The sequence below is a fragment of the Pectobacterium peruviense genome, from assembly GCF_003312355.2.
Classification (GTDB): domain Bacteria; phylum Pseudomonadota; class Gammaproteobacteria; order Enterobacterales; family Enterobacteriaceae; genus Pectobacterium; species Pectobacterium peruviense.
The window spans coordinates 447,317-465,008 of the sequence record NZ_CP161826.1 but is presented as its reverse complement, the minus strand read 5'-3'; the positions used below and the strand labels follow the sequence as shown (position 1 = coordinate 465,008).

Here is a 17,692-nt window from a genome sequence, read left to right as displayed (position 1 = left end):
GCACGTTGAGAAAACTTATTCAGTTCTGGGATCGAGGATGTCACGTAGGCCGTCTCCAAGGAAGTTGAATGCTAGGCTGTTAATCAAAATCGCCAGCCCCGGAATAGTTACTAACCACCAGCACTCCATCATGTAACGACGACCCGCAGAGATCATCGCGCCCCATTCAGGATCGGGCGGCTGTGCCCCCAACCCCAGAAAGCCCAGACCCGCCGCTGTCAGAATAATGCCCGCCATATTCATAGTGATACGAATAATCACCGACGGCAGACACAGCGGCACAATGTGATGCAGCAGGATGCGGACAGACGATGCCCCTTGGAGCTTCACGGCAGAAACAAAATCCGCGTGACGCAGCGACAGCGTTTCCGCCCTTGCCAGACGCGCAATCGGTGGCCAGGCCGTCAACGTAATCGCGATCACCACATGATCCAGACCAGGACCGAGTGCCGCAACGAACGCCAGCGCCAATACCAGGCTGGGGAAAGAGATGAAAATATCGGTGATACGCATCAGGATAGTATCGACGATACCGCCGTAATACCCAGAAATCACACCCAGCGCCAGCCCGATCGGTCCAACGGTGACCGACACCAGCGCAACGATATACAGCGTGATGCGCGAGCCGTAGACCAGACGACTAAATACATCGCGCCCAAACTCATCGGTGCCAAAGTAATGTGCCGCACCCGGTGCCTGTAGCGCGTTGGACAAATCCTGTACCAGCGGGTCGTGTGTGGCGATCCAGGGTGCGAAGATGGCAACCAGCACCAACATCAGCACAATCGCGGAACCAATCGCGGTAAGTGGATTGCGCATCATCGTCAAGAGAAACCCGCCGATTCGCGCCCCACGCAGCCGCAGACGACTCACGCGTTTTTCCGGCGGTGTCCGCATTACCGATGCGCGAGTGACCGGCTGCTCAGAGGAAATATTCATGCGTTCGTCCTCGGATCAAAGATTTGATACAACATGTCCGACAGCAGGTTAAGCGTCACAAAGATCAACCCCACCAGCAGCACACATCCCATAACCGCGTTCATATCCCCCAGCAGCAGGCTGCCCGTCAGATAGGAACCAAATCCCGGCCATGAGAAGACCGTTTCGATCAGTACCGCCCCTTCCAGCAGCGAGCCATACGCCAGCGCCACCACCGTCAGAAGCTGAACCAGAATATTGCGAAACGCATGCGCCCAGACAACACGGAACTCAGATAGCCCTTTCACTCGCGCAGTGATGATGTATTCCTGCGAAAGCTGCGCCAGCATGAAGCTACGCGTCATACGGCTGATATAGGCCAGTGAATGGAAACCGAGAATCGTGGCTGGCAGCACCAGATGGTTCAGCGCGCTGCGGAACACATCCCACTCACCTGCCAGTAGCGAATCCACCAGCAGCAAACCGGTACGGTTCTCCACCAAACCGTCGTAGGCCATGTCAACCCGCCCAGCGCCGCCAACCCAGTTCAGCCAGGCATAGAACACCAACAGCCCCATCATCCCGACCCAGAATATCGGCGTGGAATAACCGGCCAGACTAATAAAACGCACCACATAATCTGCCCATTTACCGCGTCGTGCCGCAGCCAGCACGCCTAGCGGCACGCCCAGACCCGCGCCTACGATAATCGCCATGGTGGCCAGTTCGATGGTGGCAGGGAAAACCCGGATAATGTCATCCACGACCGGTCGCCCAGTCAGAAGCGCATTGCCCAAATCCCCATGCATCAGTGAATTGAAGTAAATAAAGAACTGGACATACAGCGGCTTATCCAACCCCAGCTGTTGGTAAACCTGTTGATAGGTACTTTGGTCAGCATCCTGCCCGACAATAGCCAGGACTGGATCGATTGGCATCACGCGGCCGATCACGAAGGTCAGGATTAATAACCCGAACAGCGTGATGACGACCTGAAACAGACGTTTTGCCAAACGACGCAGTACTCCACCCGGCTTGATCCAATCAGAGAAAACCATGTTCTTTCTCCTGATATCCCGGTTAGCGGCGACAGCAAACCACCACTCACGCGGTCATCTCTTTTTAACGTATCTGAGCCGGATGATTAGCTGGAAAGGTGTCGGCTAATCATCCGGTTTAACGTGTGGACACTAGCGCTGCTTATAGACCTCGCGCAGATGCGTCGTGGAGGACGGATGCGGCACATAGCCTTTCACGTCCTTACGCAACACCACAGAATCGATCATCTGCGACACCGGAATAATGGCCGGGAACAGTTCTTCATAGCGATTCTGTACGTCGATATACATCTGCTTCTGTTTCTGAGGATCTTTCTCCAACAGCGCCTTATCGATCATGTCGTTCAAAGGTTTGTCGTAGAAAGAGGTGCGCCAGCCTTGGAAGTTGGTCAGTTTGGCTTCGTCGCTGTTATCGGGGTTATAGACAACAGAACGCAGGCTGGAGTGAGGATGCGGGTCGACGCCGCCACCGCCGCGGCCAACCAGCATATCGAAGTTACGATCGCGCATCGCGCCGTAAACCTGATTACCGGTGCCGGAGATGATTTTGGCTTTGATGCCCGCCTGTGCCAGCGTGGACTGTACTGACGTCGCCAGATTCAGGAACGGTTGATCGGACAAGACACGCAGCGTGGTTTCAAATCCATTCGGGTAGCCCGCTTCGGCCAGCAGCGCTTTGGCGCGTGGCACGTCAAGTTTGTAGCCAGGGTCCGGCAACGTCGCATCCATCCCTTTTTGGATAGGGCGCTGATGATAGAAGCCATAGCCAGGCATCACCGTCTTATTGACGCCATCGTAATCAATCAGGTAGCGAACCGCTTCGCGCACTTTTGGTTTAGCGAAGTATTCATTTTTCAGGCTCATTGCAACGTAGTACAGCGTGCCTTTTTTCACCTCATCAACCACAACGTCTTTGTCTTGTTTCAACGCGTTGATATCCGGCACCGACATCCCAGAGGCAACATCAATATCGCCTTTTTCAATCATCAGACGAAGCGCCTGTGATTCGGTCATGTGGCGGAAAATCACGCGCCGCATTTTCGCGTCGCCCTGCCAGTTGTTCTCAACCTTGCTGATGCGCAGCACGTCTTTCGCCTGCCACACGTCCAGCTTGAACGGGCCAGAACCAGCTTCGTTCGTGGTCAGCCAGCCGTTACCCCAGTCACCATTTTTCTCATGTTGCATGACCGTTTTGCTGTCCAGCACAGAGCCGCTACCCAGCGTCGCCAGCGAATAGATCACCAGCTTGGGGTCGTTCGGTTTAGGCAGCTCGATTTCAACGGTGTGAGCGTCTTTGGCGCGGATCATTTTCTCCACGTTTTCCGCAGTGAAACCGTAGGATTTCCACGTCGTGGCCTGAGCCATATTGAGGCTAAGCAGACGTTTCATCGACCAGGCAAAATCTTGCGCCGTCACGGGGTTACCGGAATGGAATTTGGCGTTGTCCACCAGATTGAAGGTAATGACGGTGCCTGCATCATTGACGCTCCAGCTTTTCGCCAGAGAAGGCAAGATGTTACTCAAGTTGGCCGGATCGAGCACCACCAGCGAGTCATAGAGGTTGACGATAATGCCCACCACTTCGTTACCGGTCATCGCGGCCGGATCGAGTGAGAGCATGTTGTTCATGTTCATCCCTACGATCAACTGATCGTCAGGAGTTTTTGCCGATAGAATGGCCGGCGTAGCGGCCATGCAGAGTGAACTTAACAGCAGGGTACGGAGTATTGCTCGTGCTTTCATCATTATTCTCCAGGTGTGGGAGCATGGAAGACGACAACTTTTTATTTTTTAGGTAAGGCTATCTTTCAGATCGAACAACAAACTATTCATATAAAAAACTATTCTTTACTTAGGGTATGCTCCTCAATCCAATCAAAGTTGATATCTTCTCCCAGCCCTGGACGTTGCGGCAGATGCACAAAGCCCTCGTCATCCATCGGATCGACAATCGAATTCAGATAAGCAGCAGGTTCGTCGTAATCGAGGAAAGGATGCAGCAGCCCGCGTTCATACCAGCGGCAGTTTTTGATCGCTCCAACAACGTTGAGGTTTGGCGCACCGTTACCGTGGATTTCACAATCCATACCGAAGGATTCAGCCAGGCTCGCAACTTTCAGACACGGCCAGAGACCACCTACGCCTTGCACGCCCGCGCGTAAAATGTCGCATGCGCCTTCTTTAACCCAGTCAGCACGGCTGAAATATTTACCTGACAGGCTTTCCGGCCCAATCACATCGATATCCAGACTCTTGGTCAGCCAGTTGTAGGATGCCATGCTCTGTTCTTCCATTGGCTCTTCAAACCAGGTGAAATCGAGCTTTTGCAGTTCACGACCGATGTATAGCGCATCGCTGCGGCTGTACCAGTGGTAACCATCCAGCATCAGGCAGATATCTGGGCCGACCGCTTCACGCACCGCCGCACAGGCTTTTACGTCAATCTTAGGGCTGGGTGCGAATGACACCGGAGGCATCCATGTGTGCAGCTTGATGGCTTTATAGCCGCGCTGCACCAGCTTTTCTGCAAACTGGCCGAACTCTTCTGGCGTAGATAAACCGCCTTCCAGTTCATCGCCACACATGGTACTGCCGTAAGCAGGGACTTTTTCACGATAGCCGCCGAGCAGTTTATGTACCGGCATGTTCAGCACGCGACCTTGCAGATCCCACAGTGCAGATTCCACAATCGACAGCGCACGATCGGTCAGTTGGTTGGCGCTGCCGCGTTGCCAATGCACCAGATCCTGCCAGAGACGCTCGCGGTCGAACGGGTTCTGCCCGATCAGCACTTTGCGGAAGAAAGCGTTAACGATATGAGGACGAATCACTTCCGGCGGAGCGAAAGCGTAACCTTTTTGGCCGTCATCCGCCGTGATGGTCAACAACGCCATCTTGGCCTGATTCTCAGCTCCCGGGTGTGAATGACCCGCACTGTCGGAAACCCGACGTGTGGGATAAGTGAAGACGGTGACATCAATTGATTCTATTTTCACGTTGTTACCTGCCTTGATGTTTAACACAACTCATGTACGCGATTGCGAATGTAAGCCACATAAATAATTAAAGAAGAACTCCACTGGCTGTGTTGGGTCGGTAGATAAAAAAACACCGATATCTTTCTGGTACGACCTTATAAGTCGATCGACATCACAAAAAGAAATGGCGTGCTAATTAAAAAAAAATAGCGTTTTATTTTCAATTATTAAGGTTGTTACGCCGTTAGTCATTAGGCAATTTCTTTCATATGAAGAAATTATGCTGCGGATAACTGTGCAATTGCACATAAAGCTGTGAGCATTATCACCAGAAACTTTCATATCCTTATTAAATAAATGGATAATCCCTTAGTTTTATTTCTAAGCGTTCTGAAACGTGAATGATTGATGAGGGGGATGATTACTCTGATAGCGGATTGGCCGCTAATCAGTCGGCTTCTGACCAAAAGCGTGCTATAGATCTCATTTTTACTTGTCATGAAAAACCCAACAAAAACCAAGACTTAATAAAAAATAAGCAAAATCATCAACATACCCACAAAGAAGTATATAAAAGACAACTTGATGTACATCAATAAGCGCCCCTTGTAGCGCGATAAGGTAACCTCAGAAGAAGCAATTTTGAGGCAAAAATGAACAAAGTCAGACTCGCTGTTATCGGTAACGGGATGGTTGGCCACCGTTTTATCGAAGAGTTACTGGATAAGGCCCCAACGTCCACCTACGAGATTACCGTTTTTTGTGAAGAACCCCGCGTCGCCTACGATCGTGTCCACCTCTCTTCTTACTTCGCTCACCACACGGTAGAAGAACTCTCTTTAGTACGCGAAGGCTATTACGAAAAGAATGGCGTAAAAGTCCTACTAGGTGAACGCGCCATCACCATCAACCGCAGTGAAAAAGCCATACACTCCAATTCCGGCCGTACCGTGTATTACGACAAACTCATCATGGCAACCGGCTCCTATCCCTGGATTCCTGCAATCAAAGGATCGAACGGGCAAGACTGTTTTGTGTACCGCACCATTGAAGATCTGAACGCCATCGAAAATTGCGCTCGCCGTAGCAAACGCGGAGCGGTGATCGGCGGAGGACTATTAGGTCTGGAAGCAGCTGGTGCGCTAAAACACCTTGGTGTGGAAACACACGTCATTGAGTTCGCCCCCGTACTCATGGCCGAACAGCTAGATTCACAGGGTGGTGCCCTGCTGCAACGCAAGATTGAAAACATGGGTGTGCGAGTGCACACCGGCAAGAATACGCAGGCCATTCAACATTCCGGTCTGGAAAGCCGCAAGACGATGGTGTTTGCCGATGGCAGCACGCTTGAAGTGGATTTCATCGTGTTCTCTACCGGTATCCGTGCGCAGGACAAACTGGCGCGCCAGTGTGCGCTGGAAATCGGCCCACGTGGCGGTATCGCCATTAACGACTGGTGCCAAACGTCCGACCCTGATGTCTATGCCATCGGTGAATGTGCCGCCTGGCAGGGCAGACCGTTTGGTCTGGTTGCACCCGGCTACAAAATGGCACAGGTCACCGTCGACCACCTGTTAGGGCATGAGAACCGATTCCAGGGTGCCGATATGAGCGCCAAGCTCAAGTTAATGGGCGTCGATGTTGGCGGGATTGGCGACGCACACGGTCATACGCCGGGTGCACGCAGCTATATGTGGCTGGATGAAAATAAAGAAACCTACAAACGTCTGATCGTCAGCGCTGATAACAAAACGTTACTCGGTGCCGTACTGGTCGGCGACACACGGGATTACGGCAATCTGCTGCAATTCATGCTGAACAAGATCCCGCTGCCGGACTCCCCTGAAGCGCTGATTCTTCCGGCTACGGCGGGCAGTGCGAAACCGACGCTGGGCGTTGATGCACTGCCGGAAAGTGCACAAATCTGTTCCTGCTTTGACGTGTCCAAAGGCGACATCATCAAAGCGATTAACGGCGGCTGTCATACCGTCGCGGCGCTGAAGGAAACTACCAAAGCCGGCACGGGCTGCGGCGGCTGTATTCCGCTGCTGACACAAGTATTGAATTCGGAACTCAGCAAGCAAGGGATTGAAGTCAATAATCACCTGTGCGAACACTTTGCCTATTCGCGTCAGGAGCTGTACCACCTGATCCAAATCGAAAAAATCAAAACGTTCGATCAACTGCTGGAAAAACACGGTTCAGGCTACGGCTGTGAGGTCTGTAAACCGACCGTCGCGTCCCTGCTGGCTTCCTGCTGGAACGAATACGTACTCGAACCACAGCACACGCCATTGCAGGATTCCAACGATAACTTCCTCGGCAATATCCAGAAAGACGGCACCTATTCCGTCATTCCACGCTCCGCCGGTGGGGAAATCACCCCAGATGGTCTGATCGCGATTGGCAGGATCGCGAAGCAATATAACCTGTACACCAAAATGACCGGTTCTCAGCGCATGGCACTATTTGGCGTCCAGAAAGACGACCTGCCTGACGTGTGGGCGCAGCTCATCGAAGCCGGATTTGAAACAGGCCACGCTTACGCCAAAGCGCTACGTATGGCGAAAACCTGCGTCGGCAGCACCTGGTGTCGTTTTGGCGTCGGCGACAGCGTGGGCTTTGGCGTCGAGTTGGAAAACCGCTACAAAGGCATCCGCACCCCGCACAAAATGAAATTTGGCGTCTCCGGCTGTACGCGGGAATGTGCTGAAGCACAGGGTAAAGACGTGGGGATTATCGCCACCGAAAAAGGCTGGAACCTCTATGTATGCGGCAACGGCGGGATGAAGCCGCGCCACGCCGACCTGTTGGAAGCCGATCTGGATCGCGAGACTTTAGTTCGCTACCTGGATCGCTTCATGATGTTCTACATTCGCACAGCCGATAAGCTCCAGCGTACGTCCGTGTGGCTGGATAATCTCGAAGGCGGCATCGACTATCTGCGTAATGTGATCGTGAAAGACAAACTGGGCATTAACGATCAGCTTGAAGCCGATATTGCACGGTTGCGAGAAGGCTATGTCTGCGAATGGCAGGCCACACTGGCTGCCCCAGAGGCACAGAAACGCTTCGCCCACTTCATTAACAGCCCAGAACGCGATCCAAATGTACAAATGGTGGGTGAACGTCAACAACACCGTCCAGCGCGCCCTGCCGAGCGTATTCCAGTGAAACAGATTGAGCTAGAGGAGGAAAACGCATGAGCCAGTGGACGACGGTTTGTAAGTTAGACGACATCCTTCCCGGTACGGGCGTTTGCGCACTGGTCGAGCAGCAGCAGATCGCCGTGTTCCGGCCACGTAACGATGAGCAGGTTTACGCCCTCAGTAATATCGACCCCTTCGCACAGGCTAGCGTATTAAGCCGTGGGATAGTGGGCGAACATCATGAAGAGCTTTGGGTCGCAAGCCCATTGAAAAAACAGCACTTTCGCCTTTATGATGGTTTCTGTCTGGAGGATGGTGCCTATTCTGTTGCAGCTTATGATACTCAGGTAACAAACGGTAATGTGCAAATATCCATCGCAGACAGTGACGTAGCGGTTGATAATAGCCAACCATTACCCTAGCCCTAATGGGCAGTGTCCTGCGTACATCGCAGGGCACGCCACCATCTTATTTTTTTAAGATAATCTGAGTTCTCAAGAGGCGTTACATGGATTACCTGCCAATATTCTGTCAGCTACACGATAAACCTTGTCTGTTGGTAGGAGGCGGTGAAATAGCCGAGCGCAAGGCCCGGCTATTGTTGGATGCTGGCGCAGTGATTACCGTCAATGCGCTCGATTTTAACGATCAGTTTCGGGCGTGGGAGAAGGATGCTCAATTAACGCTGGTACACAGCACCTTCGATCCCACGTTACTGAACGAGGTGTGGCTAGTGATTGCCGCCACAGACGATCAGGACGTCAACAACCACGTTTATGCCAGCGCCAGCGAGCGCCGAATTTTTTGTAATGTCGTCGACTCCCCTGAACGCGCCAGCTTCATTATGCCGTCAATCATCGATCGTTCACCGTTGATGGTCGCCGTGTCTTCTGGCGGTACCGCGCCAGTTCTGGCTCGGCTACTGCGGGAAAAACTGGAAAGCATCCTGCCGCAAAATCTCGGTAAGCTGGCAACACTCGCAGGCGAATTACGCAGCCGCGTCAAAAACCGCTTCTGCAATATGAGCGCGCGCCGCCGATTCTGGGAAAAACTCTTTGTACACGATCGGCTGGCACAGGCGCTGGCCAATGAAGACAAACAGAGCGCTCAACAACTGACGGAACTGCTTTTCTCCGCGCCGTTGGATGACAGAGGTGAAGTAACGCTAGTGGGTGCCGGGCCGGGTGATGCAGGATTACTGACGTTGAAAGGTCTACAGCATCTACAGCAGGCCGACATCGTCGTTTACGACCGACTGGTGTCGAAAGAGATTCTCAACCTGTCACGCCGTGACGCCGAGCGCATCTTTGTCGGCAAAGCGTCTGGCTATCACAGCGTTCCTCAAGATCAAATTAATCAGTTGCTGGAAGAAAAGGCACGGGCTGGCCATCGTGTCGTCAGGTTAAAAGGCGGCGATCCCTTTATCTTCGGTCGTGGTGCCGAAGAGCTAGAATATCTGCAACAGGCGGGTGTGTCCTTCTCTGTCGTTCCCGGTATTACCGCTGCATCAGGCTGCTCGGCCTACAGCGGTATCCCACTCACCCATCGCGATCACTCGCAGGGCGTCAGGCTGATCACCGGACACGTCAAACACGACACCGATCTCGACTGGTCCAGCCTGGCAGCAGAAAAACAAACGCTGGTGTTTTACATGGGGCTTCAACAGGCTGAACACATTCAAAATAAGCTCATTGAGCAGCAACTACCGGAAACCGTGCCGGTCGCCATTATCGAAAATGGCACCTCAACGAAACAGCGTGTTCTAAGTGGACAACTCTCACAGCTGGGCGAATTAGCCCAACAAGCCAGCAGCCCAAGCTTGATCATTATCGGCAGCGTCGTCGGACTGCGGGAAAAATTGAGCTGGTTCGCAGAACAGACAGCATAATCCTCTCCCTATCCCTAGACTTACCCGCTATCCGTCCTGCCGGATAGCGGTTATTGCACCATCATAATGCAACGCCCCATCAAATAGCATAACAATGCACTATTTTAAACATACCCCCTTACAAAATGTCACTTTAATGCTTTACCACAGGCCACATCTGCCTTATTTTGATTAAAATAAAACTCATTAATAAGCAGACTATATGAATAAATAATCAATAATAATTTACGTAAAACGTGGCCCGACTATTGCTTGGTTTTCTAATAGATTCGCGGCGCGACCTCTGAGTCGTTCATATCGAACCGATTTCATCGTCAAACCATCGTGGTTCATTACACTAGTGCTTCACCGCTTTAGTACATATCGAAGGGTGATACATCGCATTAGTACAGATACATCGAGTCATTACGTATTTCTACTCTCGTTCCTGAACGGAGTATGTAGTCCTCTCATCACAAAAACAGTTCTGTTCAACAGAACAATCAGCAAGCAGTTTGGAGTCACTTGTGGAAGACGTTACTTTCTGGCAGCTCATCAGTTTTGGTGAACACGGCTGGGGGAAATTATTACTGATTGGGGCAGGAATGACGCTCGCGCTGGCGATCTGCGGCTTCCTGCTAGGGGCAGTGATCGGCACGATCGGTGCCTGGTCCAAAATTTGCGGCAATCGCCCCGTGCGCTATCTGGCAGATGGTTACACGACGCTCATCCGTGGCGTCCCCGATCTACTCATCATCTACCTGCTTTATTTCGGCGGCAGCTCTGCGTTAACTCTGCTCGCCAAACTGTTTGGCAGCAATGAGTTCTTTGGCTTTCCGGGCTTCCTCGCCGGGGTACTCGCCGTCGGCATTTCCTCCGGTGCGCAGCAGACGGAAGTCTACCGCGGCGCCTTTTACGCCGTGTCCAAAGGGGAAATTGAAGCGGCCAAAGCCTGTGGTATGCCAACGCTATTGCGCCTGCGCCGCATCATTGTCCCGCTCCTACTACGCCATGCGATCCCCCCACTCGGCAATGTGTGGCAGTTGGTGCTAAAAACCTCTGCGCTGGTTTCCGTTACCGGTGTCGCAGAGCTGATGACGCAGTCACAAACCGGCGCCGGTTCTACCGGCAAACCGTTCGATTTCTTCATGGCGGCCGCGCTGCTGTACCTGCTTATCTCAATCTGTTCCGGCTGGATTATGCGCCGTGCTGAGTCTCATTATTCCCGGGGTGTGAAACGCTGATGGATTTTCCTTTTCTGTACGAAACGTTTCTGGAGATTATTCCCGGTATCCCGCTGACCCTACAGTTGGCGGTTAGCTCTGTTTTTCTGGGTTTCTTTCTGGCGCTGGGCTTAGCACTGATGCAGTTGTCATCTTTTACCGTGCTGCGCTCAATTGCACGAACCTACGTGCTGTTTTTCCGCGGCACACCGCTGCTGGTGCAGCTGTTCCTGATTTACTACGGGCTGGGGCAATTTCCTTGGGTTCGGGAAAGCATGCTTTGGCCGTTCCTGCGGGAACCCCACTGGTGCGCCCTGCTGTCGCTCAGCCTGTGTACCGGTGCCTATGCCAGTGAAATTATCCGTAGCGGATTGCAGTCCGTTCCCGTAGGCCAGATCGAATCTGCACGCGCCTGCGGCATGCCGTCGTTCATGATTTTCAAGCGTATCGTTTTTCCGCTGGCAATCCGTCAGGCGCTCCCTGCTTACGGCAATGAGCTGATTTCGATGGTTAAATCGACCTCGCTGGCTTCCATCATCACGCTGATGGAAATCACCGGTATCGCCGCACGCCTCATTGCAGAAACCTACCGAGCGCTCGAAGTTTTCCTAGTCGCCGGTGCGATTTATCTGTTTATTAACCTTATTCTGACACGTTTACTGATGTGGACAGAATTTAGGCTTACACCTCATCTCCGTGCGCCGGGTGCGCAACCGGCAGCGAAAAAAATTAAGAAATTGGGAGATCTGCAATGACGACACCCGCCATTAGCCTGCGCAACATTCATAAAAGCTTTGGTTCTCTGGACGTCCTGAAAGGGATTTCGATTGAGGCCAACCAAGGGGAAGTCATCTCAATTTTGGGATCGTCCGGTTCAGGCAAATCGACACTGCTGCGCTGTAGCAACCTGCTTGAGCTTCCCGATCAGGGCGAGATTATCGTCGGCGGAGAAACGATTGAAATGAAGCCGAACCGTAAAGGGCAGAACCGCCCGTCGAACCTCAAACAGATCGACCGAATTCGCAGCCAGTTGGGCATGGTATTCCAAAACTTTAACCTCTGGTCACACAAGACCGTGCTGGAAAACATCATCGAAGCGCCCGTGCACGTCTTAAAGCGTCCACAGGCGGAATGCGTGGAACACGCCGAGCAGTTACTGGAGAAGGTCGGACTAGCGGATAAGCGTCACTACTATCCCGCTCACCTGTCCGGTGGTCAGCAACAGCGTGCAGCGATTGCCCGTGCGCTCGCGATGGAACCTAAAGTGATGCTGTTTGATGAGCCAACCTCTGCACTCGATCCAGAGTTGGTTGGCGAAGTGCTGCGCGTCATGCGCACGCTGGCGGACGAAGGGATGACCATGCTGGTCGTGACTCATGAAATGGATTTTGCCCGCGAAGTCTCTAACAGTATCGTCTTCCTCCATCAGGGGGAAATTGAAGAACAGGGAACGCCGGAGCACGTTTTCACCGCCAGCCAGTCGGCTCGCTTCCGGCAATTTATTGCCAGTTGGTAAACACAACCCCACTAATTTCGCGCGCAGACTTTTACCGCTGTCGCGACATTCGGGGAATAAATAAAATATAACTATATAGAGCTCCAGGAGAACACCATCATGATCAAATCAAAACTCACTCTGCTTGCCTGCTCACTGTGTATGGCAGGAACGCTGGCCGCCTCATTCACCGCATCAGCGGAAGAGAAAAAATGGACAACCGTCCGCATCGCGACCGAAGGCGCTTACCACCCGTATAACTTCACCAAGCCAGACGGTACGCTCGATGGCATGGAGATCGAACTGTATAAAGTGCTGTGCAGCAACATGCAGGTAAAATGCGAAATCATGGTTCAACCTTTCGCCAGCGCCATTCCTGCACTGAATGCCGGTAAATATGACGCGATCATTGCAGGTATGTCCGCCACGGCAAAACGCCGTGAGGTGATCGATTTCAGCCAGCCGTACACGCAGTCAGGGCAGACTTTCGCCGTGCTGAAATCCAGTTCACTCGCCAAAGATTTCCCAGATGCAGGCGTGCGTTTCTCCATTGACCCAGCCGATGAAGCTAAAGCATTGGCAGAAATCGAGAAACTGAAACCGCTGTTGGAAGGCAAAACCATCGGTGTGCAGTCTGCTTCTATCGCCAGCGCCTTTTTAGATAAATATATGAAAGGCGTGATGAAAGTACGCGAATATAAAACCACGCAGGAACACGATCTGGATCTGAAAGCAGGTCGTGTGGATCTGGTCATCGCTTCCGCGCCTTACTTGAAAAGTACGACGGACAAACCGGGCAATGACAACATCGTAATGCCAGGGCCACAGTTCATCGGCGGCATTCTGGGTAGCGGCTCCTCCGTTGGCCTGCGTAAAAGCGATCCTGAACTAAAAGCCATGTTCGACAAGGCAATCGATCAGGCCAAGCAAGACGGCACCATCAGAAAACTGAGTGAAAAATGGTTCGGTATGGACACCACGCCACTCTGAGTGTGACCTTCTAGTGAATCACGCGTCATAGCCAACGGGCTATGACGCGTCCCGCGCCAATGCATCAAAGAAATCAAACGAGCACACCACGCATGAATGCAACACACAATGAAGGAACGCTGCCAGCCGTCAATCACCAGACCGTGGAAGAGATCTGCGGCCTGATTGCGGCCAAGCGGCAGCAATTCTGTACGTTAAGCGACGGTATCTGGGACACGCCAGAACTGAACTACGAAGAACATCGTTCAGCTGCACAGCATGAAGCCATCCTGAAAGCAGAAGGCTTCCGCCTGACGAAAGGCATCGCCAACATGCCGACTGCGCTACTCGGGGAATTCGGTGAAGGTCTGCCGATTGTCGCCATTCTGGGTGAATATGATGCGCTGCCGGGCCTGAGCCAACAGGCAAATGTCGCAGAACCGAAGCCGCTCGAAAATGGTGGCAATGGCCACGGTTGCGGACATAACCTGCTCGGCACCGCGGCGCTACAGGCTGCGACGGCAGTGAAGGATTATCTGCAAAAACATGCGCTGGCCGGAACGGTACGTTTTTACGGCTGCCCTGCAGAAGAAGGCGGATCGTCCAAAGGTTTTATGGTCAAGGAAGGCGTATTTGATGACGTCGATATTGCCATCTGCTGGCATCCAGCGACCTTCACCGGCGTCAACAGCCCGGTATCGCTGGCCTGTAACGAACTGAATTTTTACTTCAAAGGCCGTGCCGCTCATGCTGCCAGCAGCCCACACTTGGGGCGCAGCGCGCTGGATGCCGTTGAATTAATGAATGTTGGCGTTAACTATATGCGCGAACACATGCCGTCCTCCGCGCGCATTCACTACGCGATTACCGACAGCGGCGGTCACGCACCCAACGTCGTACAGGCCAACGCTACCGTGCGTTACCTTGTACGAGCACGCCAGTTGCCGGAATTGCATCAGTTAGTCAAACGCGTGAAAAAAATTGCCGAGGGCGCGGCGCTAATGACAGAAACCGAGGTCAGCAGCGAGGTGATTAGCGGTGATGCCAACCTGCTGGCAAACCCACCGTTGGAAGCGCGTATGCACGAACACCTGCTGGCACTCGGCCCGATAGCGTTCGATGACGAAGACCGTAAGGTCGCGGCAATGTTCCAGACGGCGTTGAGTGCCGAAGACATCGCCGAATCCTACGCACGTTTCGGCGTCAAACCTCAACCGGGTTTAACGCTGCACGACGGGATTTATCCACTGTATAGCCCGAATGAAGCCTTCATCGGCTCCACCGATGTGGGAACGGTCAGTTGGGTTGTGCCGACCGTGCAAATCCGCAGCGCCACCTACGCTATTGGTACACCGGCGCATTCGTGGCAATTGGTTGCACAAGGGAAAACTGGCGCAGCGCACAAAGGCATGGAATATGCGGCAAAGGCGATGGCATCACTGGCTATCGATCTGCTGGTAACGCCTGAACTGATTGCACAGGCAAAAGCCGACCACCAGGAAAGATTGCAGCACACACCGTTTGAGAACCCGATTCCAGACGACGTGTTTGCACCTATCCCGCAGGAATAAGAAGCTGATTCGAAGGGATAAATAAGACGTATCAGAAAACCGTCAGGAGAGATCCTCCTGACGGTAATTAAGACTTACGGGCGAGAAACAAAGCCGACTGCGTCGTACACTTTCTTCAGCGTTTCCTGTGCGCGAGCGCTGGCTTTTTCAGCCCCTTCACGCATCACCTGTTGCAGGAAAGCCTCATCGTTACGGAAGCGGTGATAACGTTCTTGCAGCTCAGACAACATGCCGGATACGGCATCCGCTACCGCACCTTTCAGGTGACCATACATCTGGCCATTAAACTCCTGCTCCAGCTCAGGGATGCTTTTTCCCGTAACACCAGACAGAATATCCAACAAATTCGATACCCCGGCTTTATTCGCAACGTCATAGCGCACGACTGGCGGCTCATCGGAATCGGTCATCGCGCGTTTGATCTTCTTCACCACTGCTTTCGGATCTTCCAGCAGCCCGATAACATTGTTGCGGTTATCGTCGGACTTGGACATCTTCTTGGTAGGCTCCAGCAGCGACATCACGCGTGCGCCCGACTTCGGAATGAACGGCTCAGGCACTTTGAAAATATCGCCATACAGGCTGTTGAAGCGCTGACCAACGTCGCGACTCAATTCCAGATGCTGCTTCTGATCTTCGCCCACTGGCACTTGATTTGTTTGGTACAGCAAGATATCCGCCGCCATCAGCACCGGATAATCAAACAGACCGGCGTTGATGTTCTCTTCATAACGCGCAGATTTATCCTTGAACTGCGTCATGCGGCTCAACTCGCCGAAATACGCGTAGCAGTTCAATATCCAGCTCAGTTGGCTATGCTCAGGCACGTGAGACTGAACGAAAATGGTGCTCTTTTTCGGATCGATACCACAGGCCAAATACAACGCCAGGGTATCCAGCGTCGCTTTTCTCAGCGCCTGCGGATCCTGACGCACCGTGATGGCATGCAAATCCACGATGCAATAGATGCAGTCGTAATCGTCCTGCATGCTGACCCACTGACGTAACGCCCCCATGTAGTTACCAATGGTCAATTCACCAGACGGTTGCGCACCGCTAAATACAATGGGCTTGCTCATACTAAGGGTTCCTGATTGTGTGAAGAAGGGTGCCCGATCAGGGGCAAAATATCGGCAAAACGATCCAGAACGACGTCCGGCTGACTCAGTTCGATCGCTTCACCATAGTTATAACCATACGTCATGCCAACACTGCGGCAACCTGCCGCCTGTGCCGCCTGAATATCATTGCGGGAATCACCGATGAACAAAAGTTCACTCGTGCGTAATCCCAGCTTACCCAGCACCAGATAAAGCGGCGCAGGGTGAGGTTTTTTCACAATGACGTCATCACCACCGATGATCAGCGAAAAATAATCGCCGATCCCTAAACCTGCCAGCAACGGCGCAACAAACGGCGTGGGTTTATTGGTCACCACTGCCATCGGAACACCTTGCTGTGCCAACTGCGCCAGCGTCTCTTTTACCTGGGGGAACAGCGTGCTGCCGCTATCCACCGTCTGCGCATAATAGCTATCGAACCGCTCACGGGTTTCCTGCAAGCGTGCGGTAGTCGGCTCAACACCAGCCCAGCGTAGCGCTCGTTCAACCATCACATCCGCACCGTTACCAATCCAGGTTGCGACACGGGCTTCGCCCGCCGCAGGCAACGATTGTGCGACTAATGCCTGATCGATAGCCGCCGCCAGACCCGGTGCGCTATGAATCAACGTACCGTCCAAATCAAAAGCCAACCCGCGAATCGCGGCTAATTCAGTCATGTTTCGTCCTTGAAATTTCATTACGCATTTGATCAATGACAGTTCGGTAATCTGGATGACCAAAAATAGCCGATCCCGCCACAAACATATCCGCGCCAGCTTCAGCAATCGCGCCGATATTCTCCACCTTAACCCCACCATCGACTTCCAGTCGAATGTCGTAACCGCTGTCGTCGATCAAGCGACGAACCTGACGCAGTTTATCCAACGTGCTGGGGATAAAGGACTGGCCGCCAAATCCAGGATTAACCGACATCAGCAGAATGATATCCAGCTTATCCATGACGTAATCGAGGTAACTTAGCGGGGTCGCAGGGTTAAACACCAGCCCGGCTTTGCAGCCGTGATCCTTGATCAGTTGCAGTGAACGATCGAGGTGATCCGTGGCTTCGGGATGAAAGGTAATGAAACTGGCTCCCGCGTTGGCGAAATCGGGGATGATACGATCAACGGGTTTCACCATCAGATGAACATCAATCGGCGCGGTAATGCCGTAATCGCGTAGGGATTTCAGAACCAGTGGGCCAATCGTTAAATTTGGCACATAGTGGTTATCCATGACATCAAAATGGACCACATCAGCCCCGGCAGCCAATACGTTAGCAGTATCTTCACCAAGACGGGCAAAATCAGCCGACAAAATGGACGGCGCGATTAAAAACGGTTTCATTCATTTCTCCAAAC

The 17,692-nt window shown here is 52.7% G+C and carries 16 protein-coding genes; 9 read left to right on the top strand and 7 right to left on the bottom strand.

The features are described 5' to 3' along the window. Positions 1-15 precede the first annotated feature (15 nt). The 4 genes from DUT67_RS02070 to DUT67_RS02055 all read right to left on the bottom strand — a co-directional run bounded on the left by DUT67_RS02070 (position 16) and on the right by DUT67_RS02055 (position 4,972). Positions 16-897 carry an ABC transporter permease gene (locus DUT67_RS02070; RefSeq protein WP_189339535.1) on the bottom strand — a complete coding sequence of 294 codons (882 nt, stop codon included), beginning with the start codon at positions 895-897 and terminating at the stop codon, positions 16-18. A 38-nt stretch (positions 898-935) separates the two neighbouring features. Further along, complete coding sequence (locus DUT67_RS02065) at positions 936-1,976, bottom strand: ABC transporter permease (protein WP_011095549.1); 1,041 nt, start codon at positions 1,974-1,976, stop codon at positions 936-938. Between the two features lie 132 nt (positions 1,977-2,108). Continuing rightward, positions 2,109-3,719: an ABC transporter substrate-binding protein gene (locus DUT67_RS02060; protein ID WP_113626994.1), complete on the bottom strand. Its 1,611-nt coding sequence runs from the start codon at positions 3,717-3,719 to the stop codon at positions 2,109-2,111. Positions 3,720-3,817: 98 nt separating this feature from the next. Continuing rightward, on the bottom strand, positions 3,818-4,972 hold the full coding sequence (locus DUT67_RS02055; protein ID WP_048262991.1) for a mandelate racemase family protein: 1,155 nt from the start codon (positions 4,970-4,972) through the stop codon (positions 3,818-3,820). Positions 4,973-5,355: 383 nt separating this feature from the next. Here DUT67_RS02055 and DUT67_RS02050 point away from each other — a divergent pair, with 383 nt between their 5' ends. From DUT67_RS02050 to DUT67_RS02010, 9 genes are all read left to right on the top strand, one after another. Beyond that, positions 5,356-5,553 carry a hypothetical protein gene (locus DUT67_RS02050; protein ID WP_048262727.1) on the top strand — a complete coding sequence of 66 codons (198 nt, stop codon included), beginning with the start codon at positions 5,356-5,358 and terminating at the stop codon, positions 5,551-5,553. A 54-nt stretch (positions 5,554-5,607) separates the two neighbouring features. Beyond that, positions 5,608-8,160, top strand: a complete 2,553-nt coding sequence (gene nirB / locus DUT67_RS02045) for a nitrite reductase large subunit NirB (RefSeq protein ID WP_113632628.1) — start codon at positions 5,608-5,610, stop codon at positions 8,158-8,160. Next, positions 8,157-8,525: a nitrite reductase small subunit NirD gene (gene nirD / locus DUT67_RS02040; protein ID WP_048262730.1), complete on the top strand. Its 369-nt coding sequence runs from the start codon at positions 8,157-8,159 to the stop codon at positions 8,523-8,525. The genes nirB and nirD overlap by 4 nt, the downstream gene beginning before the upstream one ends. Positions 8,526-8,611: 86 nt before the next feature. Further along, positions 8,612-9,991 carry a siroheme synthase CysG gene (cysG, locus tag DUT67_RS02035; protein WP_113632629.1) on the top strand — a complete coding sequence of 460 codons (1,380 nt, stop codon included), beginning with the start codon at positions 8,612-8,614 and terminating at the stop codon, positions 9,989-9,991. A 506-nt stretch (positions 9,992-10,497) separates the two neighbouring features. Continuing rightward, positions 10,498-11,214: an ABC transporter permease gene (locus DUT67_RS02030; RefSeq protein WP_048262734.1), complete on the top strand. Its 717-nt coding sequence runs from the start codon at positions 10,498-10,500 to the stop codon at positions 11,212-11,214. Further along, positions 11,214-11,948 carry an ABC transporter permease gene (locus tag DUT67_RS02025; RefSeq protein ID WP_113632630.1) on the top strand — a complete coding sequence of 245 codons (735 nt, stop codon included), beginning with the start codon at positions 11,214-11,216 and terminating at the stop codon, positions 11,946-11,948. Before DUT67_RS02030 ends, DUT67_RS02025 begins: the two co-directional genes overlap by 1 nt. After that, complete coding sequence (locus DUT67_RS02020) at positions 11,945-12,709, top strand: ABC transporter ATP-binding protein (RefSeq protein WP_113632631.1); 765 nt, start codon at positions 11,945-11,947, stop codon at positions 12,707-12,709. The genes DUT67_RS02025 and DUT67_RS02020 overlap by 4 nt, the downstream gene beginning before the upstream one ends. Positions 12,710-12,808: 99 nt before the next feature. Then, positions 12,809-13,678, top strand: coding sequence for a transporter substrate-binding domain-containing protein (locus tag DUT67_RS02015; RefSeq protein WP_113632632.1), 870 nt, complete (start codon positions 12,809-12,811; stop codon positions 13,676-13,678). A gap of 92 nt (positions 13,679-13,770) precedes the next feature. Continuing rightward, entirely contained in the window at positions 13,771-15,228 is a 1,458-nt protein-coding gene (locus DUT67_RS02010; RefSeq protein ID WP_113632633.1) for a M20 family metallopeptidase, read from the top strand. Between the two features lie 74 nt (positions 15,229-15,302). Here the strand turns inward: DUT67_RS02010 and trpS are convergent, their stop codons facing one another. The 3 genes from trpS to rpe are packed head-to-tail and all read right to left on the bottom strand — an operon-like array spanning position 15,303 to position 17,678. Beyond that, a complete protein-coding gene (gene trpS / locus DUT67_RS02005) occupies positions 15,303-16,307 on the bottom strand; it encodes a tryptophan--tRNA ligase (RefSeq protein WP_048262745.1) in 1,005 nt (334 codons plus the stop codon). Then, positions 16,304-17,008 carry a phosphoglycolate phosphatase gene (locus DUT67_RS02000; protein ID WP_113632634.1) on the bottom strand — a complete coding sequence of 235 codons (705 nt, stop codon included), beginning with the start codon at positions 17,006-17,008 and terminating at the stop codon, positions 16,304-16,306. The genes trpS and DUT67_RS02000 overlap by 4 nt, the downstream gene beginning before the upstream one ends. Continuing rightward, a complete protein-coding gene (rpe, locus tag DUT67_RS01995) occupies positions 17,001-17,678 on the bottom strand; it encodes a ribulose-phosphate 3-epimerase (RefSeq protein WP_005969459.1) in 678 nt (225 codons plus the stop codon). Before rpe ends, DUT67_RS02000 begins: the two co-directional genes overlap by 8 nt. Between the last annotated feature and the right edge of the window lie 14 nt (positions 17,679-17,692).

Bases quoted from the DNA above. Each gene is read 5' to 3' on its own strand.
- DUT67_RS02070 (WP_189339535.1), bottom strand. From the start codon at position 897: ATGCGGACACCGCCGGAAAAACGCGTGAGTCGTCTGCGGCTGCGTGGG.
- rpe (WP_005969459.1), bottom strand. From the start codon at position 17,678: ATGAAACCGTTTTTAATCGCGCCGTCCATTTTGTCGGCTGATTTTGCC.
- DUT67_RS02025 (WP_113632630.1), top strand. From the start codon at position 11,214: ATGGATTTTCCTTTTCTGTACGAAACGTTTCTGGAGATTATTCCCGGT.
- DUT67_RS02020 (WP_113632631.1), top strand. From the start codon at position 11,945: ATGACGACACCCGCCATTAGCCTGCGCAACATTCATAAAAGCTTTGGT.
- trpS (WP_048262745.1), bottom strand. From the start codon at position 16,307: ATGAGCAAGCCCATTGTATTTAGCGGTGCGCAACCGTCTGGTGAATTG.
- DUT67_RS02000 (WP_113632634.1), bottom strand. From the start codon at position 17,008: ATGACTGAATTAGCCGCGATTCGCGGGTTGGCTTTTGATTTGGACGGT.
- DUT67_RS02060 (WP_113626994.1), bottom strand. From the start codon at position 3,719: ATGAAAGCACGAGCAATACTCCGTACCCTGCTGTTAAGTTCACTCTGC.
- cysG (WP_113632629.1), top strand. From the start codon at position 8,612: ATGGATTACCTGCCAATATTCTGTCAGCTACACGATAAACCTTGTCTG.
- nirB (WP_113632628.1), top strand. From the start codon at position 5,608: ATGAACAAAGTCAGACTCGCTGTTATCGGTAACGGGATGGTTGGCCAC.
- DUT67_RS02065 (WP_011095549.1), bottom strand. From the start codon at position 1,976: ATGGTTTTCTCTGATTGGATCAAGCCGGGTGGAGTACTGCGTCGTTTG.
- DUT67_RS02015 (WP_113632632.1), top strand. From the start codon at position 12,809: ATGATCAAATCAAAACTCACTCTGCTTGCCTGCTCACTGTGTATGGCA.
- nirD (WP_048262730.1), top strand. From the start codon at position 8,157: ATGAGCCAGTGGACGACGGTTTGTAAGTTAGACGACATCCTTCCCGGT.
- DUT67_RS02050 (WP_048262727.1), top strand. From the start codon at position 5,356: ATGATTGATGAGGGGGATGATTACTCTGATAGCGGATTGGCCGCTAAT.
- DUT67_RS02010 (WP_113632633.1), top strand. From the start codon at position 13,771: ATGAATGCAACACACAATGAAGGAACGCTGCCAGCCGTCAATCACCAG.